The organism is Streptomyces sp. NPDC004266, from assembly GCF_042874095.1.
Lineage (GTDB): Bacteria > Actinomycetota > Actinomycetes > Streptomycetales > Streptomycetaceae > Streptomyces.
The window spans coordinates 177981-190828 of the sequence record NZ_JBIAMM010000017.1 but is presented as its reverse complement, the minus strand read 5'-3'; the positions used below and the strand labels follow the sequence as shown (position 1 = coordinate 190828).

The window sequence follows — 12848 nt, the reverse complement described above, 5'->3', positions numbered from 1 at the left end:
CAGTGCGCATCCGAGGCGAGGAAGGCTCCGTGGAGGTCGCCGAGGATCTCCCAGCGGATCCGCAGGCGGCGGAACCAGTGCGGGTGGGCGAATGCCCGCTCCACGACCCGGCGTTGCGTGCCCGGGCCCGAGCCGTGCCTGGTGCCCCGGCGAGCGATCAGCGGCTTCACACCGAGATCCCGGACGGGGCGGCGGTACTCATCGGGGTCGGGGTCGGGGTCGGGGTCGTGGTCGTGGTCGGGGTCGTCGCCGCGGCCGCGGTCGCCCAGCACCACGTCCGGGCGGCCGGAGTCCGCCGCGGGGCACCCGCTCGGCCTGGTCGCCGCAGGGGCCAACCGCCACGACTCGCCTCTCCTCGGCCCGACCCCCGAAGCGGCCATCGGACAGGTGGGATCCCTGCCCGAGGAGGTGAACGTCGACCTCGACCGGGGCTACGACAACGAAAAGTCCCGCACTCTGCTCGGGGAGTCGGACTTCACCGGCGAGATCGCCCGCAGGGGCGTATCCGCCCCGATCCAGGCCGGCAAGCGGTGGACCGTGGAACGGACGCACTCGTGGATGAACGGCTACGGCCAGCCCCGGCGCTGCACCGAGAGGAACGGCGCGGTAGAGGTGGAAGTCCACGACGCGTAGCCGGAGCCGTGGACCAGCGCGAGCACGATGTACTCGAAGGCGGTCCGGTCTGGAATCCGTCACCGGTGGCAACCCGGCGGATGGCTCTCGGCGTGTCCCTTCCGCACGGCAGCAGAGCGGCGAAGCGGTCCCACAGGGGTTCCGAAAGGCATGCTGGGACCGCAGGCACGAGCCCTCCGGGTGATCACAGACGGCTTCGACCGAGCCGCTCCCGCCCCCGATCGTCAGTCCCGGAGTGATCCGACCACCTTGAGGATCATTTCGTTGGGACTTCTTAGCCGGCGAGGGCCTCGGTGATCTGACGGGTGGTCTGCGCGGCGACCCGGGGGTTCACGGCGGCGTAGTGGGTGTAGGCGTTCAGGGCCGTGGCAAGTGCCCAGCCGCGGCCGCGGGCCCAGGTGGCGTCGTCCACGCCGAGAGCGGTGCGGAAGGCGGCCCGGGGGCCGGCCGACATCAGGGTGAAGGCGATCACCAGGTCGCAGGCCGGGTCGCCGACGCCGAGCCCGCCGAAGTCGATGACCGCGCTGAGGCGGCCGTCGACGGTCAGCAGGTTGCCGGTGTGGAAGTCGCCGTGGAACCAGACCGGTGGGCCGTCCCTTTCGGGGGCGTCCAGCGCCGCCTCCCACAGCTCGGTCATGGCCGCGGTGTCGAACGCGCCCTCGACCTCTGCGATGGCGGCCCGCGTCGCCCGGTCCCGTGAGACCAGCGGCCGGACGGTGAGGTCATCGCGGGTGCCCAAGACCGGGATCGCCTCGGGACCGAACCCTTGGAGAGCGGTGAGGAACCCGGCCAGCTCGACAGCGGCCTCGGGCGATTCGGCCAGTGCCTCCACAGTCGCCACCTCGCCCTCCAGCCAGCGGGAGACCGACCATGGCCACGGATAACCGAAGTCGGGCTCCCCCACCCCCATGGGCACGGGGACGGCCAGCGGCAGGTGTGGGGCGAGCCGGGGCAGCCACTCGGACTCCTTCCGCGCCTGCCCGACGGCGTCGGCGTGGCGGGGCAGCCGGACGGACAGCTCCTCGCCCAGTCGATGGATCACATGGTCAGAGCCGGCCGGGTCGACCAACTCCAGGGACAGCCCGTCCCACTGCGGGAACTGGGTATCGACCAGGGACCTGACCAGCGCGGTGTCAATCGCGGGACGGGCTTCCGCGATTCTCTCGGTGGCCAAGAGCCGCTCCAGGGGCCGGCCCGCCCCGGGCGGCGGACAGTCAGGACCATCACAGTGTGTCGCGGGCTCGCCTGTCGACCGGATTTCCCGGCCGGTGCTACTGGAAGCCGCAAAGCCGTCCGGGCCGAGACCGAGCCCGCCCCGACGCCCCGGGGCCCGGCCAGCCGTCTGCAACGGTGCCCACCGATAAGGGAAGCGCAATGCCCCTGCCCCGCAGGCGAAACTTGACCGAGCAAGCCGGCGTCGCCGCCATCGAATCCGGTTGCCGACCGCCGACCGCCGACCGCCGACCGCCGACCGCCGACCGCCGACCGCCGACCGCCCTCCGCCGTCCGCTGCGGCTGCCGCCGATCCGTAACGACTTCCCGGCATCGCCGACCGGGCGATCAAGGACCAGCTCACCTACCGTGTCCTTCTCCGGTGAAGCACACATGCTCCGGCGAGCCCTTGCGGGGTGCTGTCTGAACAGCACGGATTCAAAACAAATGGGCAGGCCGTCGGGCCGGACGTAGTCTGCGGGCTGTGACGGTGAGATACGTGTTGGACGGAAGCCAGGTCAAGACGCTGGAGGACTTCTGGCGGATCGCCGGCGAGAGCATCGGCTGCGGCGGCTACTTCGGCCGGAACCTCGATGCCTTCGCCGACTGCCTCCGCGGCGGCTTCGGGACACCGGACGACGGCGACTTCATGATCGAGTGGCGTGATCACGAAGCCTCCCGGCGGCATCTGGGCCACCCGGAGACTGCTCGGCAGCTCGAGATGTGGCTCGCCCGCTGTCATCCGACGAACAGGGCACACATGACCGCCAGCCTGGCGGAAGCCCGCGCTGGACGTGGCCCCACCGCCTTCGACTGGCTGGTCGAGATCATCGAAGAAGAACTGCCAGGGGGCCTGCGCCTTCGCTAGGTTCTGTCCCGCCGATCATGGATGGTGGGAGGATGCCGCCCATGACTTACCTCCGAAGGGGCCGTGCCTCGTAGAACACCAGCTTCACTTCGGCCGCGGGAACGCGGCTGGGGTAGACCCTGGGTGCGGTATCGCGATGTCCCAGGTCTGTCGGGAGCGGCGAATGCAGCTGTCCGTGTGCTCGAACGGGAGCGATTGTCTCCGGGCATCGTGGCGGTGGCGCTGAGCGTGTGGTCCGTGCGCGTCTACGGCACGAGGCGCCGGTGGAGACAATGGGAGGCAGAGTTCACCTGCCTCTGCTGCGGTGAGGGTTGGGCCCGGGACAAGCTGCAAGATGCTCTGTTCATGCTTCCGCCAAGCGCCGCCGGCGAACTTCGGGTGCAGGTCGAGCGCCTGGACGCGGTGCTCCTCGGGCGAACGCATCACGAGCCGATGGAAGACCCGGAGTCGGCGTGGTGGCATCGCAGGTGCTGACCGTACCCATGTCGCCCACGGGTTCGTCGGCTCTTGCGTGACTGGTCGGGGGGATCTGACAGAGGCGGAGTGGCGACGTCTGGAGCCGCTCCTGCCCACGGGCAACAACCGCTGCGGGCGGTGGCGCGATCATCGTCAGGTGGTCAACGGCATCCTGCACCGGGTGCGAACCGGGGTGCAGTGGCGTGACCTGCCTGAACGCTACGGGCCATGGAAAACCGTCTACGAGCGCCACCGGCGCTGGTCGGCCGACGGAACCTGGGAACGGCTACTCCAGCAGGTGCAGGCCCAAACCGATGCCGTCGGCGGGATCGACTGGGACGTCTCGGTTGACTCCACCTCGATCCGTGCCCACCAGCATGCGGCCGGCGCGCGGAAAGCTCCGCCGCCCGCCGCATCGAAAGGAGCGGCCGGGATGGCACACCAGAGCGGAAGACCGTGGGTGAGACTGTGCGCCCGCCTGGCGGAGGTGGTGCAGGAGGTGAGGCGCTCGGTCGCTCCCGGGGAGGCTTCACTACCAAGATCCACCTGAGCGCGGACGGGCGTTGCCGTGTGCTTTCGCTGTTGCTGACGGCAGGCCAGCGGGCGGACTGCACGCAGTTCGAGCCAGTCATGGAACGCATTCGGGTGCCTCGATTCGGGCCGGGCCGCCCGCGCACCACACCGGACAGCGTGAGCGCTGATAAGGCATACAGCAATGGCCGGACCCGCCGCTACCGGCGGCGACGCGGCATCCGCCACGTCATCCCCGAGAAGAGCGATCAGGCTGTGAACCGCGTACGCCGGGGCCGGGCAGGAGGGCGCCCACCCGGCTTCGACGAGGAGCTGTACAAGAAGCGCAACACCGTGGAACGGGCGATCAACAAGCTCAAGAACCACCGAGCTGTGTCCACTAGGTACGACAAGCGCGCATACGTCTACCTTGGCACCGTCGCCGTCGCAGCAACCATCATCTGGCTCCGGACATGGTCGGCGGGACAGTGCCTAGTGCCGCATCAGGCAACGTCGGCCGTGTCGTGTGGACGGTCTGGTGGTGGCTGTCAGCAGCGGGTGGACACTTTCGCAGTGTTCTCCGACGCTGATGCCGCCGCCCTGTATGACCTGCTGAATCCGTGGGATCCCGAACGGTGGCCCAGTGACGGTTTCTACGACGAGTTGGTGATGGCCGCACACTCAGTCCTGGACGTGGGCTGCGGAACCGGCTCCATGCTGCACCGTGCGCGTGAAGGCGGCCATGCCGGCCGCCTTGTCGGCCTCGACCCGGACCGCGCCGCGCTTACCCGCGCCCGGCGGCGTACCGACATCGAGTGGGTCGAGGGCACTGCGGTGGACGCGGAGTGGAACGCCGAGTTCGACCTCGCGACGATGATCAGCCACGCGTTCCAATGCCTCGTCACCGACCACGAGTTGCGCGCCTCGCTCGCGGCGATCCACGCTGCGCTGCGCGAAGACGGCCACTTCGCCTTCGAGACCCGCCACCCGCAGACGCGGGCCTGGGAGGAGTGGAACCCTTCGAACGCGTCCGACGTCACCGACGCGTCTGGCCGTGCCTTGCGCGTCTGGCACGAGATCGAGTCTCCCGTCGGCGACGTGGTCGCCTTCACCACGACGACGGCCGAGCCCGACGGCACCGTGCTCCGCGTCGACCACACGAGTCTGCGCTTCCTTGGCGTTGCGGCTCTTGACGCGTTCCTCGCAGAGGCGGGCTTCGAGGTCGAGGCCCGCTACGGTGACTGGAATCGCGGGTCCGTCACCACTACGAGCCGGGAGATCATCACGATCGCCCGCCGGGCGTAGTCCGATCGGATCTGGCCTTGCCGTCACGCCGTGCGGACCGGGTTACGGCCCAAGCACCGTGCTGCCCTGATGGCAGAACGAGTGCGGGTTCGGGGGATCCATGACGACGAGGGACATCGTCTGCTGCGGATCATCCGCCGAGGTACCGGGGCGGTGGTGACATGGCGGCGACCTCAGAGGGTGCTGTCGTCCGCGCAAGGGCTGGCCGTGGCGAAGATCGCCAAGTCCAGGCCGGCCGAGCACGGCTTGCCGTTCTCGACCTGGAGCCTGGTCGAGAACCGGCCGACCTGCTGGTCGCCGAAGGGGGGCGACGACATCAGCCACGAGGGCCTGCGCATCCTGCTCCGCGAGGAGGGCGTCACCTTTCAACGCCCGAAGGCCTGGAAGACTTCGAAGGGTCCCGACCACGCCGTCAAGAAGGCCCGCGTCGAGCACCCCTACGCCATCGCCGACAGCGAGGTCCTGCCCGAGCCGGGCGAACCCGAGGTCGTGTTCTGCCTGGACGAGTTCGGGCCGCTCGACCTCCAGCCCCACCCGGGCAGGCAGTGGGCCGAACGCGGCGGAAAGCACCAGGACCCCGACCGCGAACCACGCCGCAGGCGGCGGGCGGCCTACAACCGCTACGGCGGAGTACGGCACCTGCGCGCCGCACCGCACCGGACCTGGCCAAGGACAAGTTCTACGGCCACATCAAGCCGGTCGAGAAGCGTACCCGGTTCCTGGGGTTCGGCCGGTACCTGCGCGCCCCCTACCCGCCCGAAGTCCGTATCGCGATCGTCTGTGACAACCCCTCCCCGCACCTGACCACGAAGAAGTGCCGGCGGGTCGGCATCTGGGCCGGGGCGAACAACGTCGACATCGCCTGCACCCCGACCAACAGCTCCTGGCTGAACCGCATCGAGGCCCAGTTCACCGCCCTGCGCCACTTCACCCTCGACGGCACCGACCACGCCACCCACAAGGAGCAGGGCAGCATGATCCGCCGCTACATCATCTGGCGGAACAGGCACACCGCCGATGTTCGCTTGCGCACCCTCGTCACCCGGGTCAACGTCGCCTGACACCTGACGAAGGCAGAGAAGATGACCACGCAGACCCATCCCGTCGACCACGAGTTCATCCGGGCCGCGGCACATGTCGCTCGCCCTCGCTGCCGGGGCGACAACCACACCATGGCAGCCGCCGCCCGCGCCCAGGACGGCCGGATCGTCACCGCCGTGAACGCCTACCACTTCACGGGAGGCCCCTGCGCCGAGCTGGTCCTCATCGGCGCGGCAGCCGCCCAGGGCGCCTACGAACTGAACACGATCGTCGCCGTGGGCGACCGCGACCGAGGGGTTGTCCCTCCATGCGGCCGGTGCCGCCAGGTCCTCCTCGACTACTTCCCGGCTCTCAAGGTCATCGTCGGCGAAGGCGACCGCACCCGAACCGTCCTCATCACCGACCTGCTGCCCGAAAGCTACGTCTGGGCCGACCACCAGCTCGACGCCGAGTGAACCGCGCCACCCAGCACGATCCGGTACCGCCGATCGACAACAGGGCAAACGTTGCCTGATGCAGCACTGGCCGCGCGCACTGGCCACGCGGCATCGAGCGGGACAGGCCCGCGCTGCCGCGGCCGTCGAAGGCAAGTCCCTCAAGCAGTACGTCCACGACCTGCCCCTGTGCGAGCGTTGGCGTCGCCAGCTCGGCCGCTACGTCCCTCCTGGGGCGTCTGACCCGACCGAGCCGGAGTGCTCAGGCTCAGTGCATCGCCGTACCGCGACACCCCGGCCCCGAGCCCGTGGCGGCCCGCTCCGGAGAAGCCGGTCTCGGTGAACGTGGTCCCTGTGAGGGTGGGGGAGGGGCCGAAATGCAGGTCGTCGAGTCTGCACACCGCGGTGTGAGGGCGGCCGCACTGAGGGACCTGCCGTGGGTGCCGTCCGTTCTCTGTCCCAGGGCGGGAGGCTTGATGCGGTGCCGCACGTCGCCGGCCGGCCCCGGCGCCAGGCCGGAGCAGGCAGGCCCAGAAGGGATCGCCTCGGTTGTGGGAATTCCGCGAGCCGCAACGAGCCCCGCGGTGTCCGGCGGTCGTACTGTCGAACCCGGCACTGAGGAGGACTGCTGATGCGCAAGGTGACCTATTCGATGGGCGTCTCGCTTGACGGCTACATCGTCGGGCCGGACGGCGGCTTCGACTGGACGGTGCCCGGTGAGGAGGTCTTTCGCTTCTGGATCGACGAGATTCGGGAGGTCGGAGTGCACCTGCTGGGACGGCGACTGTACGAGACGATGCTGTACTGGGAGACCGCCGACCAGGAATCGTCGCTCGACGACGCGGAGCGCGAGTGGGTCGCACTCTGGAATCCGCTTCCCAAGGTGGTGTTCTCCACCACGTTGTCGGCGGTGCAGGGCAACGCCCGCCTGGCCTCCGGCAGCCTGGCGGAGGAGATCGAGCGTTTGCGGGCGGAGCCGGCGGCGAGCGACATCGCGATCGGCGGCGCGAGGCTCGCCGCCGAGGCGGCGAAGTCGGATCTGATCGACGAGTACCGGGTCGTGGTCTACCCGGTGCTCGTCGGTGGGGGCATCCCGTTCTTTCCCCGGGACGAGCGCCGAGTGAATCTCGAACTCGTCGAGACCCGCACCTTCAACTCGAGAGTCGCCTACCTCCGTTACCGGGTGGCGCGCTAGACGCTTCGTCAGACTTCGCCGAGTACCGGCGCAGGAGGCTGCCGTTCTGGACGGACCCGACACCGGCCCCAGCGCCTGAGGGAACCGAGCCATGGCCGCACGATCCCGGGCCGCCCTTCGAGCAGTGGCCGAGGCCGGCGCGGCAGCGATGCTCTGGCGTCGGTCGGCTGGTCCGCGGAGGCCCCGCTGCCTCTGCTGTGGGCACTTCTGCGGAACTGGGAGGACCCGTTTCGCACCCAGATCGTTGCGGTGTCCGGCAGCGAGCTGCACGTGTCGGTCGCGAGGCCGCACGTTGAAGCGGAGCACGCGAACCCGCTCGCTACGGGGCCAGGCATCGCAGGTGGTCGGCGGACGCGACGCCGGTGCAGGATGAAGGGGCGCTGGAGCGGATCGCCACGCGACGTGCCGAGCTGGACCTGCTGGAAGAGGAGCTGGTCGAGCAGCTGGCCGATGTGCGGGTCGAGCGTGATGAGCTGGTGGTGGCCGGCCGGGTCGTGCAGCGGGTCGGCGAGCAGGGTTTCAGGAGTACCTGTCGCTCGCGCCGCCGGCGCCGGAGGTCCAGGTGGGAGGCCGGTCGGTGCTGCTGATCCCGGCCCGCGCCGCCGGTATCGACCCCGACGTGCTGCCGCAGGACTATCAGCGGCTGGTGGCCATCGTGCGGGAGGTGCCCGGATCGGCGGCGAGTATCCGGCCCCTCCCGTACGCCCGGACCCCCGTACGCCCGTCCCCCCCCGTACGCCTGGCCCCCCGTATGCCCGTACCCCCGTACGCCCGTCCCACCTACCGGCGATGACGCGGACCCTGGTACAGGAGCGGACCGGGGGGCGGCAGAGCCGGCCGCAAGGGGCGTCTCCGGCGCTCGTCGAAGTTGTGTGAGGAACAAGAACCAGCAGGCCGGGACGCCGTCTCCCTGGTCCATCAGTGCGCCCTGTCGCTGTCCACGAGAACTGTCCGATACGTCACCGACCTGCTGCGCAAGCACCTGAAGGCGATCAGGTCGCGGTGGCGGTCCCCGCCGGCGGGCCGGATCGCCGTGATCGTCCTGGCCGTGCTGCGCCACGACCGGCGCGCCGCCGACCTGGCCGGCGGCAACGGCATCGCGGCCACGACGATCCGCCGCTGGACCGACGAGGTCGTCGCCCTGCTGGCGGCCGGGGCACCGCACCCGGGCCGCGCCCTGGCCACGGTCGCCAGACGCGGCGGGGAAGCCGTGCTGATCGACGGCACCCTCATCCCCACCCGCCGCCGCACCGGCAGGGACAACCGCTTCCCGCACCTGAAGACCTGGCGCATCCTCACCGGACTCTGTACGGGACCCGCCCGCGCCACCGACCTGCTCCGCCCCGCTCGCCCTGACAGACCTCGAACTCGACCGCCGGCAGACGACCAAGACCGAAGGCAGCCGCCCACGACCGGCACGAGCACCCACGGACCCCGCCACCCCAGCAGCCGCACCGGTGAAAACCAGGAGGGCGGAATCGTCGGTGAAGCTCCGACTGCGCCTCGGTCAGTCGATGCCTTCGACGATGCGGAAGTCGCGCTCGACGCCGTCGGAGAGGGCGACCAGCGCCTCCTGGTAGGCCGCACTCTCGCGTGCCGCGACGGCCTGCTCGAAGCTGTCGAACTCGATCAGTACGGTGCGCTCGGCGATGCCGGCGTCATACGCCACGACCCGACCGCCACGGACGAAGGTCCGACCGCCCCCGGCCCTGACGGCCGGACCGGCCAGCTTGTTGTAGGCAGCCAGCTTCTCGGGGTCTGAAATGGTGCGGTAGACGCTGACCCAGTAGGCCTTGGGCATGGAACCTCCAGTGTCGGGATGAGCGCATCTGGACTTACGGGTGGGGCTCGGACGGGCGTCGGCGGGCGAGAGCGAGGCTTGTCAGCGTCGTGATCGCCATGGCGCCGATGCCGACCAGCGCCGCGGTGGTGTAGGCGCCGTCGTCGGGGAAGAGGTGTCCGGGGCCGGTGCCCGCCGCGAGGACCAGGCCGCCGACGGCGCTGCCCAGGGAGTACCCGACGCTGCGGACGACGTAGTGGAAGCCCATGGCGCTCGACGTCTCGCTCTTGGGGGTGACGGCCAGGATGACGCCGGGCATCGCGGCCGAGAAGCCGCCGACGCCGAAGCCGAGCACGCCCATCGCCGCGAACAGCTCGGCCAGGTCCGACCGGGCCGCCGCGAACAGGGCGAACCCGCCGCCGACCACGACGGCGCTGCCGGCCAGGAGCAGGGGGCCGGCGATCCGCGTCCGGACCCGCGGCGTGAGCTTGCCGGCGACGAACCCCAGCACCGAGAACGGGATGAGGACCAGCCCGGCGACGAAGGTCGTCAGCCCGAAGCCGTAGCCGGCGCCGCGCGGCGTCTGCGCGTACCGGGTGATGAGCGTGAGCAGGAGGTACATGCCGATCCCGCCGACGAACATGGCGAGGTTCGCCCCGGCGACCGCCGGGTGCCGCACCGCCCGCACATCTACCAGGGGCGTCGTGCTGCGCAGTTCGATGACGGCCCAGACGCAGAGCAGCCCCACCGCGACGACGGCCAGGCCCGCCGCCACGGCGAGGTGCCGGCTCCACAGATTCCGTTCGCCGGCGAGGAACAGCACCAGGAGCAGTGCGGCGGCCAGGACGGCCGCGCCTGCCACGTCCACGTGGGCGGAGCGGCCTTCGGGGGCTTCGGGCAGGGAGCGCCACGCGGTCAGGAGGGCGGCGGCGGTGACGACCAGGCCGAAGCCGTAGGCGGCCCGTACCCCGCCGAGCTCGGCGAGCAGTGCGGCCAGCGGGTAGCCGACGCCGGCCCCGATGATCGAGACCACCGAGATCAGGGCGATCACGGCCGCGCTGCGCTCCTCGGGGAGGTGGTCCCGGGCCACGCCCATCATCAGCGCCGTCAGCCCGAGCCCGACGCCCTGGGCCGCCCTGCCGGCCAGCAGCCACGCGAACGACAGCGGCAGCACGGTGAGCGCGCCGCCGGCGGCGACGACCGCCAGTGTGGCGAGGATCGTGGCCCGCCGGTGCGGGCCGGCTCCGAGCCGGCCCAGGACCGGGGTGGCGACGGCGCCGCTGAGCAGCGCGACGGTCAGCGTCCACTGCGCGCTGCCGAGCGAGACGTGGAACGAGGTCGCCACGCTGGTGATGAGCGGCGTCCCGAGGCTGGCGACCGCCGCCACGACCAGAGCGATGAACATCAGGGCGGGGACCAGCAGTCGCACTTCGGAACGCGCCACCGGGAGCGCCTTCACCGCGTCCCCGCCGACCGGCTGCCCGGTCACTGCTTCGGCCCTTCGCGCTCCTGGCTTTCGAGCTCTGCCAGATGTTTCAGTGCCGGAAGGGCCGCCACCAGCGCCTCGACCTCGTCGCCGGTGAGCTCGCCGATCAACCGCTCGAACGCGTGGACGCCCGCCTGGCGACGCGTCCGGACGTAGGCAGCGCCGGCCTCGGTCAGGCACACCAGCGTGACCCGCTTGTCGGACGCGTCGCCCCGCCGCTCGACCAGGCCGGACTCCTCCATCACCCGGACCAGGGCGGTCATCGCGGGCTGGGTGACGCCCTCGACCGCGGCCAGGTCGGTGATGCGCCGCGGGCCGGTCCGGTCCAGGGTGGCCAGGGTGGCGGCGGACGTCAGGCTCATGTCCCGGGGCAGGCGTCTCGCGGCCCTGGTGGCCAGGCCGTAGAGGGCTGCCCCGATGGCGGCGGACGCGGCAGGAGCGGTGTCTTGACGACTCATGTGCGAAGCATAGCGATTTTATATTCATAGTTTATGTAAATCTGCGCGCGCTTGCCGTGGCGGATGTCCCGGGCGCACTCGTGCCGGGACTCCTGGACGGTGAGCCGGCGGTTCATCTGCCGCCGGTAGTTCTCGTCCACCGGGTCGATCACCCGCGGCAGGTGCAGGGTCTTGGCGATCCGCCCGTACTCGGCGAACGCGGTGCCCAGCGGGGTCGGTCGGCCTTTGCGCCACGTAGGGCCGGCCGCAGCGTCTCCGCCGGAGGGTGACCGTATCCCGGGCCTTCCTTCACCGTGCACCTCTGCCGCCCGTGCCGAACGAAAGGGGCTGCCGTGAAGGTGCCCGAGTCCGTCCACGGCCTCGGGGAACATCGGTACAGCCGTGGGCACTGAGAACGATCACGGTCAGCGCGTAAGTGCGCCGACCCGGTTCTCGTACTCGCGGCGACCTTGCCCGGCACGTGGAGGGTGACCGGCAGCTCCGGGACGGGCGCTCTCCTCGATGCCGGTGGGGCCGGGCAGGAGATCGGCGACGGCCGTGCGGAGCGCACCGCGGCCGACTCCGTGCCCACGGGTGAGAGCGGCGATGGAGCGGCCCTCCGGGTACGCGGCGCGGACGTCGTCGGTCTTCATCGTTTGACGACAGGCAGCCGACGCGTCGGGATGATGCAGTCGGGACGGACTGCTGTCTGCCATCGGTGAACACCACCCCGAGCGGGCGCAACGGTCATTACCGTCCAGTCGCATGACGACGGTCACAACCCGTACGGTCGAATACCCGGCCGACAACCTGACGATGATCGGATACCTCGCGCTCCCGGCCGGTGCCGAGCGCCGGCCCGCAGTCCTGATCGGACCCGAGGGGATGGGGCTCAGCGATGTCGAGCGCCGACGGGCCGAGGCTCTGGCCGAGCTGGGGTACGTGGCGCTGGCCTTCGACCTCCACGGCGGACGCTATCTGGAAGACCCAGAGGAGATGGTGGCCCGTTGCATGCCGCTGCTCGCCGATCCCGACCGCATGCGGGGAATCGGTCACGCCGCGCTCAACGTGCTGCGTGCCGAACCGCGGGCCGACCCCGACCGGACCGCCGCCGTCGGCTACGGCACCGGGGGTGCAGTCGCACTGGAACTCGGGCGCGATGGCGTCGACCTGCGCGCGATCGGGACAGTCAACGCACTGACCACGGGCCGACCGGGCGAGGCGGCACGCATTCGCTGCCCGGTATGGGCCGGGGTCGGGTCGGAAGACCCGATCATGCCGCCCGCGCAACGGGAGGCGTTCACCGCAGAGATGCAGGCCGCGGGCGTCGACTGGCGCCTCGTGGTCTACGGAGGAGCCCTTCACGCCTTCCACCACCCACCGGTCGACCACGCCGCGCCTCCCGGCGTCGGCTACCACCCACGGCACGCACAGCGAGCCTGGCATGACATCGTCGCCCTGCTCGCCGAGTGCCTGCCCGTCACGGATTGA

The 12848-nt window shown here is 70.6% G+C and carries 12 protein-coding genes and 5 pseudogenes; 9 read left to right on the top strand and 8 right to left on the bottom strand.

Features of this window, described 5'->3' with window-relative positions; genetic code table 11:
* Positions 1–275 (bottom strand): annotated as a pseudogene (locus ACFYUZ_RS33095) (IS5/IS1182 family transposase); the annotation flags it as partial.
* Positions 276–294: 19 nt separating this feature from the next.
* Between ACFYUZ_RS33095 and ACFYUZ_RS33090 the strand changes: the two are divergent.
* Positions 295–609, top strand: a pseudogene (locus ACFYUZ_RS33090) (IS5/IS1182 family transposase); the annotation flags it as partial.
* 298 nt (positions 610–907) lie between these two features.
* Here ACFYUZ_RS33090 and ACFYUZ_RS33085 read toward each other — a convergent pair.
* Complete coding sequence (locus ACFYUZ_RS33085; protein WP_389315503.1) at positions 908–1807, bottom strand: aminoglycoside phosphotransferase family protein; 900 nt, start codon at positions 1805–1807, stop codon at positions 908–910.
* Between the two features lie 522 nt (positions 1808–2329).
* On the opposite strand from ACFYUZ_RS33085, the gene ACFYUZ_RS33080 reads away from it, so the two are divergent.
* The 3 genes and pseudogenes from ACFYUZ_RS33080 (at position 2330) to ACFYUZ_RS33070 (ending at position 4984) form a co-directional block, all read left to right on the top strand.
* On the top strand, positions 2330–2713 hold the full coding sequence (locus tag ACFYUZ_RS33080) for a barstar family protein (protein WP_389315501.1): 384 nt from the start codon (positions 2330–2332) through the stop codon (positions 2711–2713).
* A gap of 511 nt (positions 2714–3224) precedes the next feature.
* Positions 3225–4150 (top strand): annotated as a pseudogene (locus tag ACFYUZ_RS33075) (IS5 family transposase); the annotation flags it as partial.
* 198 nt (positions 4151–4348) lie between these two features.
* Entirely contained in the window at positions 4349–4984 is a 636-nt protein-coding gene (locus tag ACFYUZ_RS33070; RefSeq protein WP_389315511.1) for a class I SAM-dependent methyltransferase, read from the top strand.
* Between the two features lie 173 nt (positions 4985–5157).
* On the opposite strand, the gene ACFYUZ_RS33065 is transcribed toward ACFYUZ_RS33070, so the two are convergent.
* Complete coding sequence (locus tag ACFYUZ_RS33065) at positions 5158–5322, bottom strand: hypothetical protein (RefSeq protein WP_389315516.1); 165 nt, start codon at positions 5320–5322, stop codon at positions 5158–5160.
* Here ACFYUZ_RS33065 and ACFYUZ_RS33060 point away from each other — a divergent pair.
* The 4 genes and pseudogenes from ACFYUZ_RS33060 (at position 5252) to ACFYUZ_RS33045 (ending at position 8241) form a co-directional block, all read left to right on the top strand.
* Positions 5252–6045, top strand: a pseudogene (locus tag ACFYUZ_RS33060) (Mobile element protein). The gene ACFYUZ_RS33065 and the pseudogene ACFYUZ_RS33060 overlap by 71 nt on opposite strands.
* A 21-nt stretch (positions 6046–6066) precedes the next feature.
* On the top strand, positions 6067–6480 hold the full coding sequence (locus ACFYUZ_RS33055; RefSeq protein ID WP_389315499.1) for a cytidine deaminase family protein: 414 nt from the start codon (positions 6067–6069) through the stop codon (positions 6478–6480).
* 610 nt (positions 6481–7090) lie between these two features.
* Positions 7091–7654 (top strand): dihydrofolate reductase family protein, encoded by a 564-nt coding sequence (locus tag ACFYUZ_RS33050; protein ID WP_389315497.1) that lies wholly within the window; start codon positions 7091–7093, stop codon positions 7652–7654.
* Between the two features lie 362 nt (positions 7655–8016).
* The gene (locus ACFYUZ_RS33045; protein ID WP_389315496.1) at positions 8017–8241 is read left to right on the top strand and encodes a hypothetical protein; all 225 of its coding nucleotides are present in this window, start codon (positions 8017–8019) and stop codon (positions 8239–8241) included.
* A 920-nt stretch (positions 8242–9161) separates the two neighbouring features.
* On the opposite strand, the gene ACFYUZ_RS33040 is transcribed toward ACFYUZ_RS33045, so the two are convergent.
* From ACFYUZ_RS33040 to ACFYUZ_RS33020, 5 genes and pseudogenes are all read right to left on the bottom strand, one after another.
* Positions 9162–9455 carry a DUF1330 domain-containing protein gene (locus tag ACFYUZ_RS33040; protein WP_389315494.1) on the bottom strand — a complete coding sequence of 98 codons (294 nt, stop codon included), beginning with the start codon at positions 9453–9455 and terminating at the stop codon, positions 9162–9164.
* Positions 9456–9489: 34 nt separating this feature from the next.
* Positions 9490–10923: an MFS transporter gene (locus ACFYUZ_RS33035; RefSeq protein WP_389315492.1), complete on the bottom strand. Its 1434-nt coding sequence runs from the start codon at positions 10921–10923 to the stop codon at positions 9490–9492.
* Positions 10920–11282, bottom strand: coding sequence for a MarR family winged helix-turn-helix transcriptional regulator (locus tag ACFYUZ_RS33030; protein ID WP_389315509.1), 363 nt, complete (start codon positions 11280–11282; stop codon positions 10920–10922). Before ACFYUZ_RS33030 ends, ACFYUZ_RS33035 begins: the two co-directional genes overlap by 4 nt.
* A 122-nt stretch (positions 11283–11404) precedes the next feature.
* A pseudogene (locus ACFYUZ_RS33025) lies at positions 11405–11602 on the bottom strand (Tn3 family transposase); the annotation flags it as partial.
* 180 nt (positions 11603–11782) lie between these two features.
* On the bottom strand, positions 11783–12010 hold the full coding sequence (locus tag ACFYUZ_RS33020) for a hypothetical protein (protein WP_389315490.1): 228 nt from the start codon (positions 12008–12010) through the stop codon (positions 11783–11785).
* Between the two features lie 112 nt (positions 12011–12122).
* Here ACFYUZ_RS33020 and ACFYUZ_RS33015 point away from each other — a divergent pair, with 112 nt between their 5' ends.
* Positions 12123–12848: a dienelactone hydrolase family protein gene (locus ACFYUZ_RS33015; RefSeq protein ID WP_389315488.1), complete on the top strand. Its 726-nt coding sequence runs from the start codon at positions 12123–12125 to the stop codon at positions 12846–12848.